The 17483-nt window shown below is 26.5% G+C and carries 16 protein-coding genes; 13 read left to right on the top strand and 3 right to left on the bottom strand.

The window, feature by feature from the left end:
- Positions 1–65: 65 nt before the first annotated feature.
- The 3 genes from I4V51_RS02055 to wecB all read left to right on the top strand — a co-directional run bounded on the left by I4V51_RS02055 (position 66) and on the right by wecB (position 2522).
- Complete coding sequence (locus I4V51_RS02055; protein ID WP_195986673.1) at positions 66–476, top strand: TM2 domain-containing protein; 411 nt, start codon at positions 66–68, stop codon at positions 474–476.
- A 134-nt stretch (positions 477–610) separates the two neighbouring features.
- The gene (locus I4V51_RS02050) at positions 611–1336 is read left to right on the top strand and encodes a B-box zinc finger protein (RefSeq protein ID WP_195986672.1); all 726 of its coding nucleotides are present in this window, start codon (positions 611–613) and stop codon (positions 1334–1336) included.
- Positions 1337–1400: 64 nt separating this feature from the next.
- Positions 1401–2522: a UDP-N-acetylglucosamine 2-epimerase (non-hydrolyzing) gene (gene wecB, locus I4V51_RS02045; RefSeq protein WP_195986671.1), complete on the top strand. Its 1122-nt coding sequence runs from the start codon at positions 1401–1403 to the stop codon at positions 2520–2522.
- Between the two features lie 63 nt (positions 2523–2585).
- Here the strand turns inward: wecB and I4V51_RS02040 are convergent, their stop codons facing one another.
- Positions 2586–3476, bottom strand: coding sequence for a hemolysin family protein (locus I4V51_RS02040; RefSeq protein WP_195986670.1), 891 nt, complete (start codon positions 3474–3476; stop codon positions 2586–2588).
- A gap of 270 nt (positions 3477–3746) precedes the next feature.
- Between I4V51_RS02040 and I4V51_RS02035 the strand changes: the two genes are divergently transcribed.
- The 6 genes from I4V51_RS02035 to I4V51_RS02010 all read left to right on the top strand — a co-directional run bounded on the left by I4V51_RS02035 (position 3747) and on the right by I4V51_RS02010 (position 9380).
- Positions 3747–4517 carry a hypothetical protein gene (locus I4V51_RS02035; protein WP_195986669.1) on the top strand — a complete coding sequence of 257 codons (771 nt, stop codon included), beginning with the start codon at positions 3747–3749 and terminating at the stop codon, positions 4515–4517.
- Between the two features lie 151 nt (positions 4518–4668).
- A complete protein-coding gene (locus I4V51_RS02030; protein ID WP_195986668.1) occupies positions 4669–5607 on the top strand; it encodes an N-acetylmuramoyl-L-alanine amidase in 939 nt (312 codons plus the stop codon).
- A gap of 181 nt (positions 5608–5788) precedes the next feature.
- On the top strand, positions 5789–7741 hold the full coding sequence (locus I4V51_RS02025; protein ID WP_195986667.1) for a hypothetical protein: 1953 nt from the start codon (positions 5789–5791) through the stop codon (positions 7739–7741).
- A 29-nt stretch (positions 7742–7770) separates the two neighbouring features.
- On the top strand, positions 7771–8691 hold the full coding sequence (locus I4V51_RS02020; RefSeq protein WP_195986666.1) for a glycosyltransferase family 2 protein: 921 nt from the start codon (positions 7771–7773) through the stop codon (positions 8689–8691).
- A gap of 13 nt (positions 8692–8704) precedes the next feature.
- A complete protein-coding gene (locus tag I4V51_RS02015; protein WP_195986665.1) occupies positions 8705–9052 on the top strand; it encodes an EamA family transporter in 348 nt (115 codons plus the stop codon).
- A complete protein-coding gene (locus I4V51_RS02010; protein WP_195986664.1) occupies positions 9045–9380 on the top strand; it encodes an EamA family transporter in 336 nt (111 codons plus the stop codon). The genes I4V51_RS02015 and I4V51_RS02010 overlap by 8 nt, the downstream gene beginning before the upstream one ends.
- Positions 9381–9495: 115 nt before the next feature.
- On the opposite strand, the gene I4V51_RS02005 is transcribed toward I4V51_RS02010, so the two are convergent.
- A complete protein-coding gene (locus I4V51_RS02005; RefSeq protein WP_195986663.1) occupies positions 9496–10470 on the bottom strand; it encodes an LCP family protein in 975 nt (324 codons plus the stop codon).
- 293 nt (positions 10471–10763) lie between these two features.
- On the opposite strand from I4V51_RS02005, the gene galE reads away from it, so the two are divergent.
- Complete coding sequence (galE, locus tag I4V51_RS02000; protein WP_195986662.1) at positions 10764–11774, top strand: UDP-glucose 4-epimerase GalE; 1011 nt, start codon at positions 10764–10766, stop codon at positions 11772–11774.
- Positions 11775–11918: 144 nt separating this feature from the next.
- Here galE and I4V51_RS01995 read toward each other — a convergent pair whose 3' ends face one another.
- Positions 11919–13946: an alkaline phosphatase family protein gene (locus I4V51_RS01995; protein ID WP_195986661.1), complete on the bottom strand. Its 2028-nt coding sequence runs from the start codon at positions 13944–13946 to the stop codon at positions 11919–11921.
- A gap of 222 nt (positions 13947–14168) precedes the next feature.
- Between I4V51_RS01995 and I4V51_RS01990 the strand changes: the two genes are divergently transcribed.
- The 3 genes from I4V51_RS01990 to I4V51_RS01980 are packed head-to-tail and all read left to right on the top strand — an operon-like array spanning position 14169 to position 17437.
- Complete coding sequence (locus I4V51_RS01990) at positions 14169–15047, top strand: glycosyltransferase family 2 protein (RefSeq protein ID WP_195986660.1); 879 nt, start codon at positions 14169–14171, stop codon at positions 15045–15047.
- Between the two features lie 23 nt (positions 15048–15070).
- Positions 15071–15979 carry a glycosyltransferase family 2 protein gene (locus I4V51_RS01985; protein WP_195986659.1) on the top strand — a complete coding sequence of 303 codons (909 nt, stop codon included), beginning with the start codon at positions 15071–15073 and terminating at the stop codon, positions 15977–15979.
- Between the two features lie 24 nt (positions 15980–16003).
- A complete protein-coding gene (locus I4V51_RS01980; RefSeq protein ID WP_195986658.1) occupies positions 16004–17437 on the top strand; it encodes an oligosaccharide flippase family protein in 1434 nt (477 codons plus the stop codon).
- The last annotated feature ends 46 nt before the right edge of the window (positions 17438–17483 follow it).

The following is a 17483-nucleotide window of genomic DNA, read 5'->3' as shown; positions in this document are numbered from 1 at the left end:
ATTTCAATATATGGTAAAATTATATAGAATTAAATATAAAATATTTATGAAAGGATGAAATAATTATGAAGTGTAGTTATCATTCAGATAAAGAAGTAGTAGCTGCTTGCACAGAGTGTGGAAGATTTATTTGTGAAGAGTGTAAGGTAAATATAAATGGTAAAGCTGTATGTAAAACTTGCATAGAAAATGGAGTATTTGATGCTAATAAAGGGTATCAATATAATACAGAAGGGCAACAATGTTATAATAATTATGATATAAATAAATCAACACAAAAAAGCTGGTTAGTAACATTATTATTATGTCTTTTTGTTGGAACTATAGGAGTTCATAGATTTTATGTTGGTAAAATAGGAACTGGAATTTTACAGTTAATAACTTTTGGTGGATTTGGAATATGGACTTTAGTAGATTTTATATTAATTGCTTGTAAAAAGTTTACAGATTCAAATGGAGATCTAATTATAGATTAATATGTAACATTATAATTAAAATCTTATAAAGTTATAGAAATAGTTTTATATAATTTAAGTTATTTTTAGAGTAATGTTGTATAAATTATATAAGATATGAAATATATATAAATTAGATAGGAGTTGAAGTAAATATGAATTGTTCTAAGCATAATGATAGAGAAGCCATTGGAATGTGTGTAAGATGTCATCATCTTATATGTCAAGAATGTAAAGTAAAAATAAATAATAAGTATTATTGCAAAGACTGTGTATCAGAAATGTATTCGGATAATAGTACTGATAATTCTGATAATAAAAGCAATATAAATACAGAAAAAGTAAAAGAATACGCTGATAAAGCTGTAAATGCCACAGTTGAAGCTACAAATGATGCATTAAATTTAGTAAAAGATTTTTCAGAATCTGAAGAGTTTAAGGATACTATAAATAAGGCAAAAGAAAACAAAAAAATAATTAATTATGTTCTTGGAATAATTGCTATAGTATTATTAGCACCTAAAGTTGTTGAGAGTTTTAATAGTATGCCATATTTCATTGATGAGCTTATATTCTCATTTAGATATTATGGAGTATTTAGAGGAATCTTCTATTTAATAAATATTATTGCAGGAGTAATTGAACCATTAGTAATTATAGCGTTAGCAGTATTATTATTTAATAATTTCATGAAATTAAAAAGAAATATTAGAATAATAGCTCCAATAATTATTGTTGCTGCATTTACATTAATTAGATTTGTTAGTGCTAATATAGCATTTAGTTATTTTAGTTTCCATATTATATGGAATATGTTCTCTTATTTTATTCCTGTCATATTAATAGTTGTAGGAAATTACTTAGATAAAGATTGTGACTAAACTGCTTAGCAGTTTAGTTACTTACAAATGAATAATAAAGTAAGGTTATTAGGAGGTAAGGATATTGAGCAAAATAAAGGTTTTAAGTGTATTTGGAACAAGACCCGAAGCAATAAAGATGTGTCCTTTAGTTAAAATGCTAGAAAAGGATGAGAGAATAGAGTCAATTGTATGCGCCACAGCTCAACATAGGGAAATGCTTGATACGGTTCTTGAAATTTTTGATGTTAAACCACAATATGACTTAAATGTAATGTCTCATGGGCAAACGATAGTTGATGTAGCTAATAAGGTTTTAAAGGGCGTTGATGAAGTAATTAAGGATTGTAATCCTGATATAGTCTTAGTACATGGAGATACTTCAACAACATTAAATGGAGCATTAGCAGCATTCTATAATCAAAAGCCTATAGGTCATGTTGAAGCAGGGCTTAGAACTGGAGATATTTATTCACCATTCCCCGAAGAGGCTAATAGAAAATTAACAGGAGCAATTGCGACTTTACATTTCTCAGCTACAGAAAGCAATAAGGCTAACTTAGAAAGAGAAAATATACATAAAAATATATACATAACAGGTAATACTGTAATTGATGCTTTACTTAGTGTTGTAGATAAAAAGCATAAATTTGATGATAAAAATTTAAATAATATAGACTTTGAAAATAAAAAGATAGTTTTATTAACTGCTCATAGAAGAGAAAATTGGGGTGAACCTATGAAGGACATATTTGCAGCGGTTAGAAAGCTTGTTACAGAAAATGAAGATGTAAATGTAATATTCCCAATGCATAAGAATCCTTTAATAAGAGAACTGGCAAATGAAAGCTTTAAAGACATAGAAGATAAAATACATTTAATTGAACCATTAGAATATGTTGATTTTGCAAACCTTATGGCTAAATGTTATCTTATAATGACAGATTCAGGTGGAATACAAGAGGAAGCACCTGCACTTGGTAAGCCTGTTATAGTTTTAAGAACAGAAACTGAAAGACCAGAAGCTGTTGAAGCTGGTACAGTTAAATTAGCAGGTATAAAAAAGGAAGATATTTTTAATATAGCAAATGAACTTGTAAATGATAAGGAAGCCTATAATAAAATGGCACATTCAGTAAATCCATATGGGGATGGAAAGGCTTGTGCTAGAATAACAAATCATATTGTAGAATATTTTAATAAATAAAAAAGTGCTAAAAAATACCGCATGTCTAATTTATAGATATGCGGTATTATAATTTACTTAATATTATAATATTGATATTTGTACTTTATTTATTCGTTTACCTACTACAGATAAAATTTTAAATTTTACTGAATCAATAGTAATTTCTTTATTAATATATTTATTAGGAATAGTATTTATATTTTCAATTATTAAACCCCCTATAGTATCTATAGAGTCTGATTGAAAATTTAAATTTAAATGCTTATTTAAATTTAATATACTAACTAATCCAGTAGCTATATAAGTATTAGCATCAACTTTTTCAATACAATCAATATTTTCATCATATTCATCTTGAATATCACCAACTACTTCTTCTAGCAAATCTTCTAATGTAACTATTCCAGAAAAACCACCATACTCATCTAACAATATTGCTATATGATTCTTAGAACTTTGCAATTCTTTAAGAAGTATATCTATAGATTTTGTTTCAGGAACAGTATAAGGTGTTCTCATAATGTCTTTAATAGATATATTCTCAATTCCTAGTTTAATTATTTCTGCAAATATGTCTTTCATATAAATTACACCAACAATATTATCAATTTCATTTTCGTAAACAGGAATTCGTGAATAGTTCTCTTCTAATATTAGATTTATATTTTCTTTAATATTTGAGTTAGCTTCTATACAAAAAGTTTCTGTTCTTGGAGTCATTATTTCACGAGCTAAAATATTATCAAACTTAATTATGCCATCAATCATAGTTTTTTCAGTTTCATTTATAGCACCTTGTTCTTCTCCAAGTTCAACTAGACTTTTGATTTCTTCTCTTGATAGTTTTTCTTCAGTTAATTCTTTCTTTATTCCAAACAAGTTTAAAATAGAATTAGTTGAAATAGAGAGAAACCATACGAAAGGTTTTGTAATTTTGGAAATAATGTTTATACTCCCCGAGCTATCATCCATTAAAAAAATCCCCCCTAAAGATATGATGAAGATATTATAGCATGTACAAAAAGTATTAACAAATTAAGGAATAATAGTTAATTTAATGTGAAATGATGATAATTTAACTGATAAATAAATAATCTATAAAAATAGATAAATTTATGAAAAGATAAAGAAAAATAAGCAAATTTGAAGTATGATATTAAAATTTTTTATAAATGTAATAATTAATCAATGAGTGGCAATAATTAAAATAAATTAATTTATCTACAAAGGAGATAAACAAATATGAAGAAGTTTTTTAAAATATTTATACTTACTTTTTCGATTTTAAATATGTCAGTTATATATACTAATTGCGAGACTTTAAGTTTAATAGAAGAGAAATTACAAGATGTAGGGGTTCCAGAGGAGTATAAGGATAATATCATAAATTATATAGATAATTTAAAACTTAGTGATAAAGAGGCTAAGGATATAGTAAGTGAAGCAAATTCTATTATTTCAAGTGTTAAGGAAAAGGGAAATTATAGTGAACTTTCATTTTCTGAATTACTTAATATTTATGGAGAAGCTTTAAACTTAGCAAAAGAGTTAAATATTAATATTGATCTAGATTTATCAAATAAGGAAGTTGTATTAAAGGATAAAGACAGTAAAGAAACATTAATTAAATGTGATATAAGTGATGTTAAAAAGTATTATGAAAACTATAAGGAATCACCACTTACATCTAAGGATTATGATGAGTTGAAAAATTATATAACTGAAAATACTATTACCGATAGTGATAATGGTAATAATTCTACTAAATTATATGAAATTGATGAGTATAATGACAGTACTAAAAATCAAGAAATTGAAAGTTTAGATAAAAATGATGAATTAGCTGATAGTAGCTATAATAATAAAGAGAGTAGCAGTGAAAATTTTAATAGTGCTAGTGCAATAAAAAGTAAAAATGCAAATAGGGTAATGAGTATAGTATTTTTAATTTTATTTGCATGTGTAATAGTATCACTTTTAATAGATTCATTATTTTTTAATAAAGATAACTAGGAAATATATACTTTATAAACGTTTTAAAATTTATATATTTATTACAGATTAAAATAATTTTTAAATATTACTAAAAATTTTATTTAGTAATATTTTTTTTGTTAGCAAAAAATTGGACTTTTCATAATATATAATGAAGGAGATGTTAATTATGAGTAAAATAGCAGTTAGAGGAGGGCATACAGAGTTATGTCCAGGAGCAAGTGCTATAATAGACGAATTGACTGAAGATAGAAAAGTTAAGGATTCAGTAATTAAATATCTTAGACAATTAGGAGCAGAAGTATTAGATTGTACTCCTCCTGTGAATTATACTTCAAGTGCAAGTGAAGATTTAGCTTATGGGGTTAATAAAGCAAATAATTGGGGAGCTGAATTATTCGTATCTATTCATTTTAACAAGGCCTATGATGCTTATAACGGATCATTAGGAAGTGAAGTATGTGTTTATTCTCAATTTGAAATAGCTCAGAGAGTAGGTAATGCTATGGCTGAATTGGGATTTAAAAATAGAGGACAAAAAATAAGAACAGGTTTATATGAGTTAAAGCATACTAATATGAAGTCTATGATAGTTGAAACTTGCTTTGTTGAAGCTACAGAAGATGTTGGATTATATAGGAATCTTGGTTTTGATAAAATAGGAAAAACTATTGCAGAAGCTATTCTAAATAAAAAAATAGTTAATGAAGTTGAACCTAAAATTAGTATTATTTATCAAGCTCATATTGAAGATATAGGTTGGCAATCAGAACGAAAGAATGGGGAAACAGCAGGTACAGTAGGTCAATCAAAAAGGCTTGAAGCATTAACAATAAGGCTAAGTGATAAAGAATCAAATAGTAAAATGAAGATACAAGCTCACATTCAAAATATTGGTGATGATATAATAGTTTCAGGAGGCCATGTAATAGGGACTGTTGGAGAAGAATTAAGAATAGAAAGTATAAAAATAGATTCGCCAATAGCTTTACAGTATAGAGTGCATCAACAAGATATAGGATGGACATCATGGGTTGACAGTGGAAACTGGTGTGGTGTAAAAGGACAAGCTAAAAGAGTAGAAGCAATAGAAATAAAAATCAAATAAGATAAAATGGTAAATATAGATTATTATTAAAAATATATTAATCTATATTTATCTTTACATATATAGCTGTATATTGATATTAATGTAAATAATGTATTTAAGTGAAAATAAAAGTAGTGTATAATTAACTATGGAAAAATTGTTTAAATAAAAAATTAATGAAGGGAAAGTATATATTAAAATGTTAGATTTGTGGGAAAAAAAACATAGAATAAATATAGTAGATAACATAATAAAATTTAGGTTTTTAATAGCAATTAGCATATTTATACTGTTAGTATCATTTAAAATAAATGGAAGTTCTATTGGGGCTTGGGATATGTATGCATCAGAACTAATAGATCAAACAGAAAATAGTCTTATAATAGGTGAGAATAGGACAATTAGAAGTGATGAATGGATGGTTCAAACAACATATTATATGGCTCAGGCTATGTCGGATGATTTTTATCCACTATATAATACTAATATAATGGATGATGGATTGAATATGATTTTAGCATATAATTCACCAGTAGCTAACTTATCAATTATAGGAAAACCTTTTAACTGGGGATTCTTATTATTAGGTAAAGAATACGGTTTATCATGGTATTGGGCTTTTAAGACAATAGCATTATGGTTATTAGCTTTTGAGTTATCTATGATGCTAACAAAAAAGATGAAAGGAATATCGATACTTGCTTCTTTCTGGATAACATTTTCACCAGCTATACAATGGTGGTTTATGCAGCATGTTGGAGATACAATATTCTTTACATTAGCAATGATAGTTGCATTTTATAAGTACGTGGAAAATATTAAAGATAATAAATGGAAGAAGTTATCCTTTTCACTTATGTTTGCATTTAGTGCTATTGGATTTGCATTAGTAATTTATCCAGCATTTCAGGTGCCTTTAGCATATTTAACTTTGGTGTTTATGGGCGTAATATACTTTGGAGTGTTTAAAACGCCTAAATTGAAAAAGGATGACTACATTTTTGTTTCAATGATAATTTTAATAATTGGAGTAGTATTGGGGCAATTCTTATTAACATCTATAGATGCTATAAAAGCTACATTAGAAACAGTATATCCAGGTAAAAGAGTATCTACTGGTGGTGGAGTAGAGTTATTTAGATATTCAGAATTTATGATTAATACATATACACCATTTAGAGACATAAATTACTTAAATAATTGTGAAGTAAGTTCATTTATTAATTTCTTTATAGGTTCAGTAATAGTATTACTTATTGCTATAAGTAAAAAAGTTAAAAATATAGGAATTGGTATTGCATTATTTATAGTAGCATTATTACAATTTATTTGGACTGTAGTACCTTTTAATGAAACTATAGCAAAGATAACATTCTTAAGCTATGTTCCAACAGATAGAATGATGTTAATGTTTAATTTTACTGCAATGTTATTATCGATATGGGCTATAGGAGTTATATTTAGAGAAAAAATAATATCACCGTTAGTTGGAGGTATAATAGCAGTAGTTAATTTCTCTGTATATGCATTATTAATATTAAAATCTCCATATAGAGACTATACGAACTTAAGTTATTTAATTATATTATTTGCTATTTATTTAATAATTAATGTTTCTATTTTCGTAAGATGGAAAAGGGTATTCTTTGTAGCAATGTCAATACTTATATTTATGTCAGGAATGACTGTTAATCCTGTTGTAAAAGGGGTTGGAGGAATATATAATAAAACATTGTCGAAGGCTATTATTGAAATAGAAGAAAATGATCCTGATTCAGTTTGGCTTGCAGAGGGTAATGAGACTAAAGGAGAATTTATATATGCAAATGGTGCTAAAGCAATAAATGGAACTCATTTTTATCCAGCATTATCAACATGGAAAAAAATTAGTGAAGATTATGATGATGAAATAATTTATAATAGATATGCTCATGTTAAGATTAGTTTAACAACAGATGAGACTAAGTTTATTTTAGGAAATGCAGATGCATTTGAAATAGATTTAAATATTGAAGAATTAAAAACCCTAAATATTAAGTATATCGTTACTAAAAATGATTTAAGTAATATTTTAAATGAAGATAATATAAAATTTGAAGAAATATATCATAGTGAAGTTGATGGTAATAGAATTTATAAGGTGATATATTAGGGGATAAATTGAGTTGTGGAGGAATAATTATGAAGATGGCGGTACTAATACCTTGCTATAATGAGGAATTAACAATTGGTAAAGTTATAAATGATTTCAAAAGAGAGTTACCAGAGTCAGATATTTATGTTTATGATAATAACTCTAAGGATAAAACTGGAGAAATAGCAAAAGCTAATGGAGCAATCGTTATTAAAGAAAGTAGACAGGGAAAGGGTAATGTAGTAAGGTCAATGTTCAGAGATATAGAGGCTGATATTTATATTATGGTAGATGGAGATGATACTTATCCAGCAGAAGCAGTGAGAGAGCTTATGCAACCTATTCTTAATAATGAAGCAGATATGGTAATTGGAGATAGATTATCTAATGGAACATATGAAAAGGAAAATAAGAGGGCATTTCATAATTTAGGAAATAAATTAGTTCAAGGTCTTATTGGATTATTATTTAAAAATGAAATACGGGATATAATGACAGGATATAGAGTTTTTAATAGATTTTTTGTGAAAACAATGCCTGTTATGAGTGAAGGATTTCAAATAGAAACTGAAATGAGCATTCATGCATTAGATAAAAAGTTTAGATTGAAAGAAATTCCAATAGAATATAGAGATAGACCAGATGGAAGTGAATCAAAATTAAATACTTTTAGAGATGGATATAGAGTAATAAAGACGTTATTAGGACTATTTAAAGACTACAAGCCTTTACTTTTCTTTGGATTGATAAGTCTTGTTTCATTAATTTTAGGATTATTAGTTGGAGTACCGGTAATTGTAGAATTTATTTTAACTAACTTTATTAATAAAGTTCCTTCAGCAATATTAGCAGTAGGATTTATATTAGTATCAGTAGTATCATTAGCATGTGGATTAATTTTAGATACAATTTCTGCAAGTAGCAAAAGAAATTATGAATTGTACTTAAATAGTTATAAAGAAATGTAAAGGGAATAGGATTATGGAAAAGTTGTTAGAGTCTTTAAGAAAAAACAAAATAGGAATAATAATTATTATAGCTTCCGCTGTTATAACTGCATTTGGGCAATATTTTTGGAAAATATCAGAAGGAAGCAAAATCATAGAATTAGCAATTGGTTTTTCTTTATATGGAATTGGGGCTATTTTAATGATAATAGCATTTAAATTTGGTAGTTTATCAGTATTGCATCCTATGATGAGTATAGGATATGTAGTAGCATTATTTATTGGCTATTTTTTATTAGGAGAAAGTATTACTATATTTAAGGTTATAGCTATAGCATTTATTTTAATAGGTGTAATACTAATGGGGGTAGGAGATGAGTAATATTATTATATATTTAATGCTTTTAATTGGAACTTTATTAGGAGCGTTTGGAGGATTTTATTTAAAGAAATCTACAGCTAAGGAAGGAATAATTGGGATTATAATGTCTCCATTTTTATATCTTGGAGGATTTTCATACTTAATTTCTGCTGTATTAAATATAATAGTTTTAAAATATTTACCTTATTCCGTGGTACTTCCATTAACAGCGATAACATATATATGGTCTTTAGTAATTGCCTATTGCTTTTTAAAAGAAAAGATTACAAAGGTAAAAATATATGGGATTATATGTATAATGATTGGAGCAATATTTATTTCGATATAAATAAGTGTTAATTATATAAATTACTTTTTACAAAGTAATAAAAATTATTAATGAAACATAAAAATACCTATAAATAGTACTTTAAGTAATATTTATAGGTGTTTTATATATAAAATTAGTCTAAAGAATATAAGAATTTATGAATATCTTTAGTAGTTTCATCTATATCAGTTGTTAAATGAAGCATATCAGTTGCAATCATTTCAGATTTGCCGTCAAGTGGGAATCTAGATTGTTCAATTGATGGAACACCCATACTTAAAACTGTACTTGCTATTGACATTATTTCTGTATTAGTAAGATTAGTTGAAACTAAAGGTAGAATATCATTCATCATTACTGCTAAATCAGCAATTGAAGCTGTTTTAAATTTTTCAAATAATGCAGCTAAAACTTCTCTTTGTCTTTCAGTTCTTTTAAAGTCTCTACCTTCTGTATATCTTATTCTGCAATAAGCAGCGGCTTGAGTACCATTTAGGATTTGAACACCAGAACCACTTAGTTTTTCAGTGCTTGTACCATTTTCTTTATCAATATTATTTATATAACTATTAATAAAATTTAGTTCATCATTTGTTATATCTAACTGAACACCACCAAGTTTATCTATTATAGTTGGTAGAGTATGTAAGCTTACATGAATAAATTTATCAACTGTTAAATTAAAGTTATAATTAATAGTTTTTAATATAAGTTCAGGTCCGCCATATGCCATAGTATAATTAAGGTTTTGCTTATCACCACTTCCATCAGGTAAATCTAAGTAAAGGTCTCTCATAAATGAGAATAACTTAAGTTTATTATTTTTAGTGTCAATTCCTAATATCATAGTAGCATCAGCTGCACCATATATATTTCCATATTGTTCATTTTCGGTAAAATCAGTACCGAATAATGCAATAGAAATAACATCTTCATCTTCTTTTGATGGTTCTTTACCGGTTGCAGTAACCACACTTCTATCTATTTCTACTCTTTCAATTTTGGAACTAAAATGATTAATTGCGAAAGCTAGTGAAGCGACCAATAGTAAAAATACTAAAAAAATGCTGATTACAACTTTTTTTGTTCTAGATAATTTTTTCGTCATAGTATTCCCCCTAATTGTGTTAAACATAATAGTTGTCATTTACAGAGTAATTATACTATAAAAATATATATTAATACAGAAAATAATATATTATACATAAAATGACATTGGATTTTAAATAAAAATAAAAATTACTATAAAGGAATTAAAAGATTTAAATATTTGAAGTAAATTGATTATGATAACCATAGAAAAACTTTATTAATTAATTTAAAAAAGTTGTTTTAAATTGTTTTCAATTGTTATATAATATTAATGAGGAAAATAAAACTTTAGTTGGGAGGAAATTGTATATGGCAGTTTTAGTATCAGGTGGAATGGGATATATCGGAAGCCATACAACAGTAGAGCTTTTAAATGCGGGGTATGATGTTGTAATCGCTGATGATTTAAGTAATAGTAAGGAGCTTGTTAGAGACAGAGTTAGAGAAATAACAGGCAAAGAAGTTAAGTTTTATAATGTTGATTTAACAGATGTAGAAAAGACAGAAGAAATATTTAGAGATAATAAAATAGATTCAGTTATTCACTTTGCAGCTTTTAAAGCAGTTGGTGAATCTGTAGAAAAGCCATTAGAATATTACTATAATAACTTAACAAGTGCATTAGTAGTATTAAAGGCAATGAAGAAATATGGATGCAGAAACTTTGTATTTAGTTCATCTGCAACAGTTTATGGAGATGCAAAGGTTGTTCCAATAACAGAAGATTCTCCATTATCAACTACTAATCCATATGGAAGTACTAAGCTTATGATTGAAGATATGTTAAGAGATATTGCTAAGGCAGAACCACAATTTAATATAGCAATACTTAGATATTTTAATCCAGTAGGAGCACATAAGAGTGGAACAATAGGGGAAGATCCAAATGGAATTCCAAATAATTTAATGCCATACATTACTAAGGTGGCTATCGGTGAATTAAAGCAACTAAGAGTATTTGGTAATGACTATCCAACTCATGATGGAACAGGGGTAAGAGATTATATCCATGTTGTAGACTTAGCAGCTGGTCATGTTAAAGCATTAGAAAAATTAGATACTAATCCAGGTCTAGTTACTTATAATTTAGGGACAGGTAATGGATATTCAGTATTAGATGTTGTTAAGGCATTTAGTGAAGCATCAGGAAGAGAAATTCCTTATGAAATAGTTGATAGAAGAGCTGGAGATATTGCTACTTGTTATGCAGATCCTAAGAAAGCTAATGAAGAGTTAGGTTGGAAAGCTGAAAGAGGAATCAAAGAAATGTGTGAAGACTCTTGGAGATGGCAAAGCAATAATCCTAAAGGATATAATTAATAAAATAACTATGAATGTGAAAGTTTAACAAAGTAGATTATTAAAAACAACTAAAATATTTAAATAAAAAAGATGTTTCTTGTATTTATAAATACAAAAACCATCTTTTTTTTTATTAGCTTATTATTTATTTAAATTAGTCGTTTAATAATTTACAGTAATTTTATTTGAAGAAGAGAATACCGTTGAAGATCCAGATGCTAACTGAGATACATTAATTACAGAATTATTAGGGCAATTTAAAGTATTTTCATCTATAAAGTTAGTCGTAACTTCTTTATTGTCTACAAAGACTCTACTAAAATTATTAAAGTTCTCTCCTATAATATTTATGCAATCATCTATAAATTCTATACCACTAATAATAATATCTTTAAATCCAATTTTATAATCTTCAGATGGAATTAATTTTGAAAATTCAGCAGTATAGTTTTTTCCATATATCATGTCATATTGTAGCTGATTAAGATATTCTTTCTTTAGTTCATAATCAACATCACTATTATGAAGTGCTGATAAAGCTGTACTTGGGAAAGAAATTTTATCCATAATTAATGATGTTAATTCATAAGCTCTTAGATTTTTATGAGTTATATCTAAATTCATATTATCCCATATTAAATAAGGTGTTTCTTTAAGGGTAGCTTCAGCTATTTCATCAGATGAAAATCCTAAAGCAGGGAAATGATCACCATAAAATAATATTACAGAAGGCTCATTTAAGCTATTTACTGCTTCAATTAAATCACCTATGAAAAGATCCATTTCATATATTTGGTTAACATAGTATTCTAAGCTGTTTTTATTGTCCTTTTCATAACCACCTGTAATAGAAATTACTTTATTTTCTAAAGGAGTATTAGGGTAAGTTCCATGTCCTTGAACAGATATTCCAAATATAAGATCTGGTGAATCTGTAGTGGATAATGTATTGTATATTTCATCAATTAATACATTATCTTTTGCCCATCCAAATGGTGTTTTTTCAGGAACTGACATTGATTCAATTGGTGTAAAAGCATCAAATCCTAAGTTTTCATAAACCTTAAATCTTGAATAGAATTTTCCATCATGATTATGAAGTGAGTTAGATGTATAACCTAAATCTCTTAAAGTATATGCAAGTGAAGGTACTGGAGATTTTGAGCAAATTGTATTATATGGAAACTCTCCAACACCAAAGAACTCAGTTGACATACCTGTAATAACTTCGAATTCTGTGTTAGCAGTTCCCCCTCCCATTGAAGGTACAGTAACAAAACCTGAAGAAAAATTTTCAGAGTAGTATTCTAAATTACTTACAGGGTTTTCGTTAAATGTTACATTAGTTAACCAATTTGGGTTTATAAATGATTCAAGTTGAATCATTATAATATTAGGTTTAATAAGAGTATCAGAGTCTTCTGAAATAAAATTAATATCTAATAAATCACTAGATTCATTTACAGAAGTAGCTAAGGTACTTAATGTATCAGAATTTTCTAATGCTAATGTATCTAAATTATCTTTTATATCAGAAATTGTATTTTTTGAATAACCAGTAGGTTTATTTATTCCGGTATTTACAAAACTATTATAAAAAGAGTAAGAAAAACCATAAGCACCATATCCCCATGTTACATCCCAAAAGTTTGTTGTAATTATACCATTTTTCAATCCATAATCAATTGAAAAGGAAAACGTTAACAAAAATACCAATAAGCAAACTATATTTCTTAAGTAATTAACTTTTGTTTTTTTACATTTAAAAAATAAAACTGTTAATCCTAATAATATAAATACAAATGCAATAACTATTAAAATCAATGAATTTTTAGTTAAATACTGATTACTTAACTCTAAAGCATTATTAATCATTCCTAAATCTGCATAAGTTAAAGGTGTTTCTCTAAATTTAATTAGTAAATTATTAGCTATACTTAAAACTATCCAAACAATAGAGCCTGCACTAAAAGCAAAAAGTCTTCTTCTAAATAGGAAGCAAGGACTTAATGTTAAAGCAACTATTAATGTGTTATAAGTAAATTTGTTAAAGTGATGACGAAAGAATTCGTATGCATCAGAATAACTTCCTCTAGATATCCATTCTATTAAAAATACTAAAAGTAAAGAATAAATTATAAACATTAATATATTTAATAAGATTTTTTTATCAAATAATTTTTTAATCATTTTTCCCCCTTATAATGAATTATTTATTTAATAATTATATTATAAATGTTAAAAAATTATTAGACAATGTTAAATAATGCATAAGAATTGTTAAATAATTATGTACAAATTAAGAACATTACTACAAAATATATAGTAAGTTAAAAAAAATATATGTTATAATCTAAAGTATTGTTATGTAAAGTGATAAATATTGCTAAATTTATTAATTAAGGAGTAAATATGAATAAGGTAGCTTGTATTATAGTTAGTTATAATCCTGATAGAGGAATAGAAAAATGTTTTAATTCTTTAATAAATCAAGTAGATAAAATGTTTATTGTTGACAATGGCTCTAATGGAGACAGAATAAAGATTTTAAAAGAATTAAAAAATTCCAATGCTAATAAAGTAGATTTAATTTTAAATAATGAAAATTTAGGAATAGCTACAGCATTAAATGTTGGGATAAAAAAAGCATTGAATGAAGGTTATGACTGGGTTATTACTATGGATCAGGATAGTAAAGCAAATGATAATATGATTGAGAAAATGTTTGAAGTATATGAAGGTATAAATTTAGATGAAAGAAAGGATATATTAAGCATATTCCCAAACTTTGTAGATGAAAGAGTACAATCTATAGAGGAAAATTCAGAAATAAAAACTTATGAATATGTTGATGCGGAAATAACATCAGGGAATTTATTAAAAACTGAAGTTTTTGATAAGGTAGGATTCTTTGATGATAGTCTTTTTATAGACTTAGTTGATACGGATTTTTGTATGAGATTAAACGAGAAAAATATAAAAATGATAAAGGTTAGAGATGCAATACTTTATCATAACTTAGGAGAAAGTCAGGCTGTAAAAAGTGGTTTCTTAAAGTTTAATACATCTAATCATTCAGCTATTAGAAGATATTATATGACTAGAAATAGATTTTATACTTGGGAAAAGTACAAGGATTTAAATAGCTTTACATTAAATAGAGATAAAATGTTGTTTAAAAAGGAATTTGTTAAAGTTATACTTGGAGAAAAGGATAAAGTTAATAAAATAAAAATGATTTTTAGAGGATATAAAGACTATAAAAAAGGTATTCGAGGAAAACTAAAATAGAATAATAAGCAAGGAGAAAATATATGATTGGTATAGTAATTGCTAATTGGAATGGTGAAAAGCTAATTGATAAGTGTCTTTTAAGCTTAGAAAATCAATCGTTTAAGGAGTTTAAGGTATATATTATTGATAATGATTCTAAGGATAATTCAATTAATATAATTAATGGCTATAAAGAAAGGCTAAATATAGATTTGGTGGAAATGGATCATAATAGTGGTTTTGCTCCTGCAAATAATATAGGAATTAAAAAAGCTATAAATGAGGGCTGTAATTATGTCTTAACATTAAATAATGATGTTGAAGTTCCTAGTGATTCTTTAGCTAAAGCTATGGAATTTATTGAAAAGCATAAGGAATTTGATATATTTCAATTATTTATGATTAATTATTTTGAAAGAAATAAATGTGATGCAGCTGGATTAGTGTTTAATGAAAAGTTGATTCCAAGTCAAATTGGATACCGAGAAGAAGTGAGTGAAGTACTAAATAGAGAAATAAGTATTGAGGGTGCTTGTGCAGGCGCTGCGATTTATTCTTCAAAGGCCTTAGAAAAAGTAAAGCTTGATAACGGGGATTATTTTGACAGTAAATTCTTTGCATATTATGAAGATGTAGATTTGTCATTAAGATTAAAAAGAGCTGGTTTTAAGGCTACTGTATTAAAGAAAAGTATTGTTTACCACATGCACTCTGCTACTGGAAATAAGACAAGTGGGTTTAAAGAGTACTATTTAGCAAGAAATTTATTTATGTATACAAAGAGAAATCAATCTTTAGATAAATATAAGAAAGCTAAAAAAACATATTACATAATATTAGTTATAAATCTTTTAAGGAATTTCAATATAGAAGTTTTAAAATCTGTCTTTAAGGGAATTAAGGATGGTAATAAAGAGGCTAAAAATATAGAGTATAAAGAATTTAATTAATTTGTTTTTATAGGAGAAGAAAAGATGAGTATAATAAAAAATTATTTGTATAATACTGTTTATCAGATAATGAGTATGTTAATCCCACTTATTACAATGCCATATCTAACAAGAGTATTTGATCCAGAACAATTAGGATTAAATTCTTTAAGTTTATCTATTGCAAATTACTTCATGTTATTTGGTGTACTTGGAATGCAAATGTATGGTAATAGACAAATAGCTTATGTAAGAGATAATAAAGAAAAATTAGCTAAAACTTTTTGGAGTTTATATACAGTGCAATTAGCAACAAGTACTGTCTCTTTAATAGCTTATTATGTTTTTATAAGCTGTTTTACTACTGTAAACACAACCATTTATTTAATACAAGGTTTAAATATAATTTCAGTTATGATAGATATATCATGGCTATTTATGGGGCTTGAAGATTTTAAAAAAGTAGTAATTAGAAATACATTTGCAAGATTAGTTGGACTTGCATGTATATTTATTTTTATTAAGAGTCCAGATGATTTATTGCTTTATGCATTATTAACAGTATTAGTTAATATAGTTAGTATATTATTAATGTGGTTATATGTACCTAGATATGTTGGTAGTATAGTTATTGATAAGAAAATTGTAAGAAGAACTATAAAACCTTTATTAAAGTTATTCTTACCTCAAATAGCAACACAAGTTTATACGTTATTAGCGAGAACTTTAGTAGGATTTTTATCTACTAAAGATCAAGTTATTTTCTATGATTATTCTCAAAGAATAGTAAACATGGTCTTAGCAATGATAACATCTATAGGGGTAGTATTATTACCTAGAGTATCGAATATAATAGGAAATGGAAAACGTGAAGAAGTTCCTAGAATTATAGAAAAAACATTTAAAATAGTTTCTTATTTGGCAATACCAATGTCTATAGGACTTATGTGTGTATCTAAAATATTAGTTTCTTGGTTCTTATCTCCTAAGTATTTATCTGTAGGACAACTAACAGCTTGGACTTCGCTTATTATAATTGCTGTAAGTTGGGCAAATATTATAGGAGTACAATATTTAATTGCAACGAAACAAGAAAATAAATATACTTTATCAATAATAATTGCAGCTATAGTTAATTTAATTATGAATTTATGCCTTATTCCAAGCCATGGAGCTGCTGGAGCAATAATATCATTAATTGTTGCTGAGTATATAGGAATAGTAATTCAACTAATATTAGTAAGAAAACAGTTACCTATTAAAAGGATGTTACTTGGAGTAGTTAAGTATGTTATAGTTTCCTTAATAATGGGGGTATTTGTTGTATTTATTGGAAATAGTATAAGTAATGGAATGCTTGCAAATATAGTCCAAGGTATATCTGGGGTTGTAATTTATATAGTCATAATGTTTATAATTAAGGATGAAGTTCAAAAGGAAATGATAAGCAGAATTATGACTATGATTAAGAAAAAGTAAAGATCATAAAATTATAAATTGAATTTTGAATTTTAAAAAGTGGCTT

The sequence above is a fragment of the Clostridium sp. D53t1_180928_C8 genome (assembly GCF_015667795.1).
Classification (GTDB): Bacteria; Bacillota; Clostridia; order Clostridiales; family Clostridiaceae; genus Clostridium.
This window is presented reverse-complemented; position numbering and strand designations above follow the sequence as displayed.

Coding starts and splice junctions, on each gene's coding strand:
- I4V51_RS02055 (WP_195986673.1), top strand. CDS start 66: ATGAAGTGTAGTTATCATTCAGATAAAGAAGTAGTAGCTGCTTGCACA.
- I4V51_RS02050 (WP_195986672.1), top strand. CDS start 611: ATGAATTGTTCTAAGCATAATGATAGAGAAGCCATTGGAATGTGTGTA.
- I4V51_RS02040 (WP_195986670.1), bottom strand. CDS start 3,476: ATGGATGATAGCTCGGGGAGTATAAACATTATTTCCAAAATTACAAAA.
- I4V51_RS02035 (WP_195986669.1), top strand. CDS start 3,747: ATGAAGAAGTTTTTTAAAATATTTATACTTACTTTTTCGATTTTAAAT.
- I4V51_RS02030 (WP_195986668.1), top strand. CDS start 4,669: ATGAGTAAAATAGCAGTTAGAGGAGGGCATACAGAGTTATGTCCAGGA.
- I4V51_RS02025 (WP_195986667.1), top strand. CDS start 5,789: ATGTTAGATTTGTGGGAAAAAAAACATAGAATAAATATAGTAGATAAC.
- I4V51_RS02020 (WP_195986666.1), top strand. CDS start 7,771: ATGAAGATGGCGGTACTAATACCTTGCTATAATGAGGAATTAACAATT.
- I4V51_RS02015 (WP_195986665.1), top strand. CDS start 8,705: ATGGAAAAGTTGTTAGAGTCTTTAAGAAAAAACAAAATAGGAATAATA.
- I4V51_RS02010 (WP_195986664.1), top strand. CDS start 9,045: ATGAGTAATATTATTATATATTTAATGCTTTTAATTGGAACTTTATTA.
- I4V51_RS02005 (WP_195986663.1), bottom strand. CDS start 10,470: ATGACGAAAAAATTATCTAGAACAAAAAAAGTTGTAATCAGCATTTTT.
- galE (WP_195986662.1), top strand. CDS start 10,764: ATGGCAGTTTTAGTATCAGGTGGAATGGGATATATCGGAAGCCATACA.
- I4V51_RS01995 (WP_195986661.1), bottom strand. CDS start 13,946: ATGATTAAAAAATTATTTGATAAAAAAATCTTATTAAATATATTAATG.
- I4V51_RS01990 (WP_195986660.1), top strand. CDS start 14,169: ATGAATAAGGTAGCTTGTATTATAGTTAGTTATAATCCTGATAGAGGA.
- I4V51_RS01985 (WP_195986659.1), top strand. CDS start 15,071: ATGATTGGTATAGTAATTGCTAATTGGAATGGTGAAAAGCTAATTGAT.
- I4V51_RS01980 (WP_195986658.1), top strand. CDS start 16,004: ATGAGTATAATAAAAAATTATTTGTATAATACTGTTTATCAGATAATG.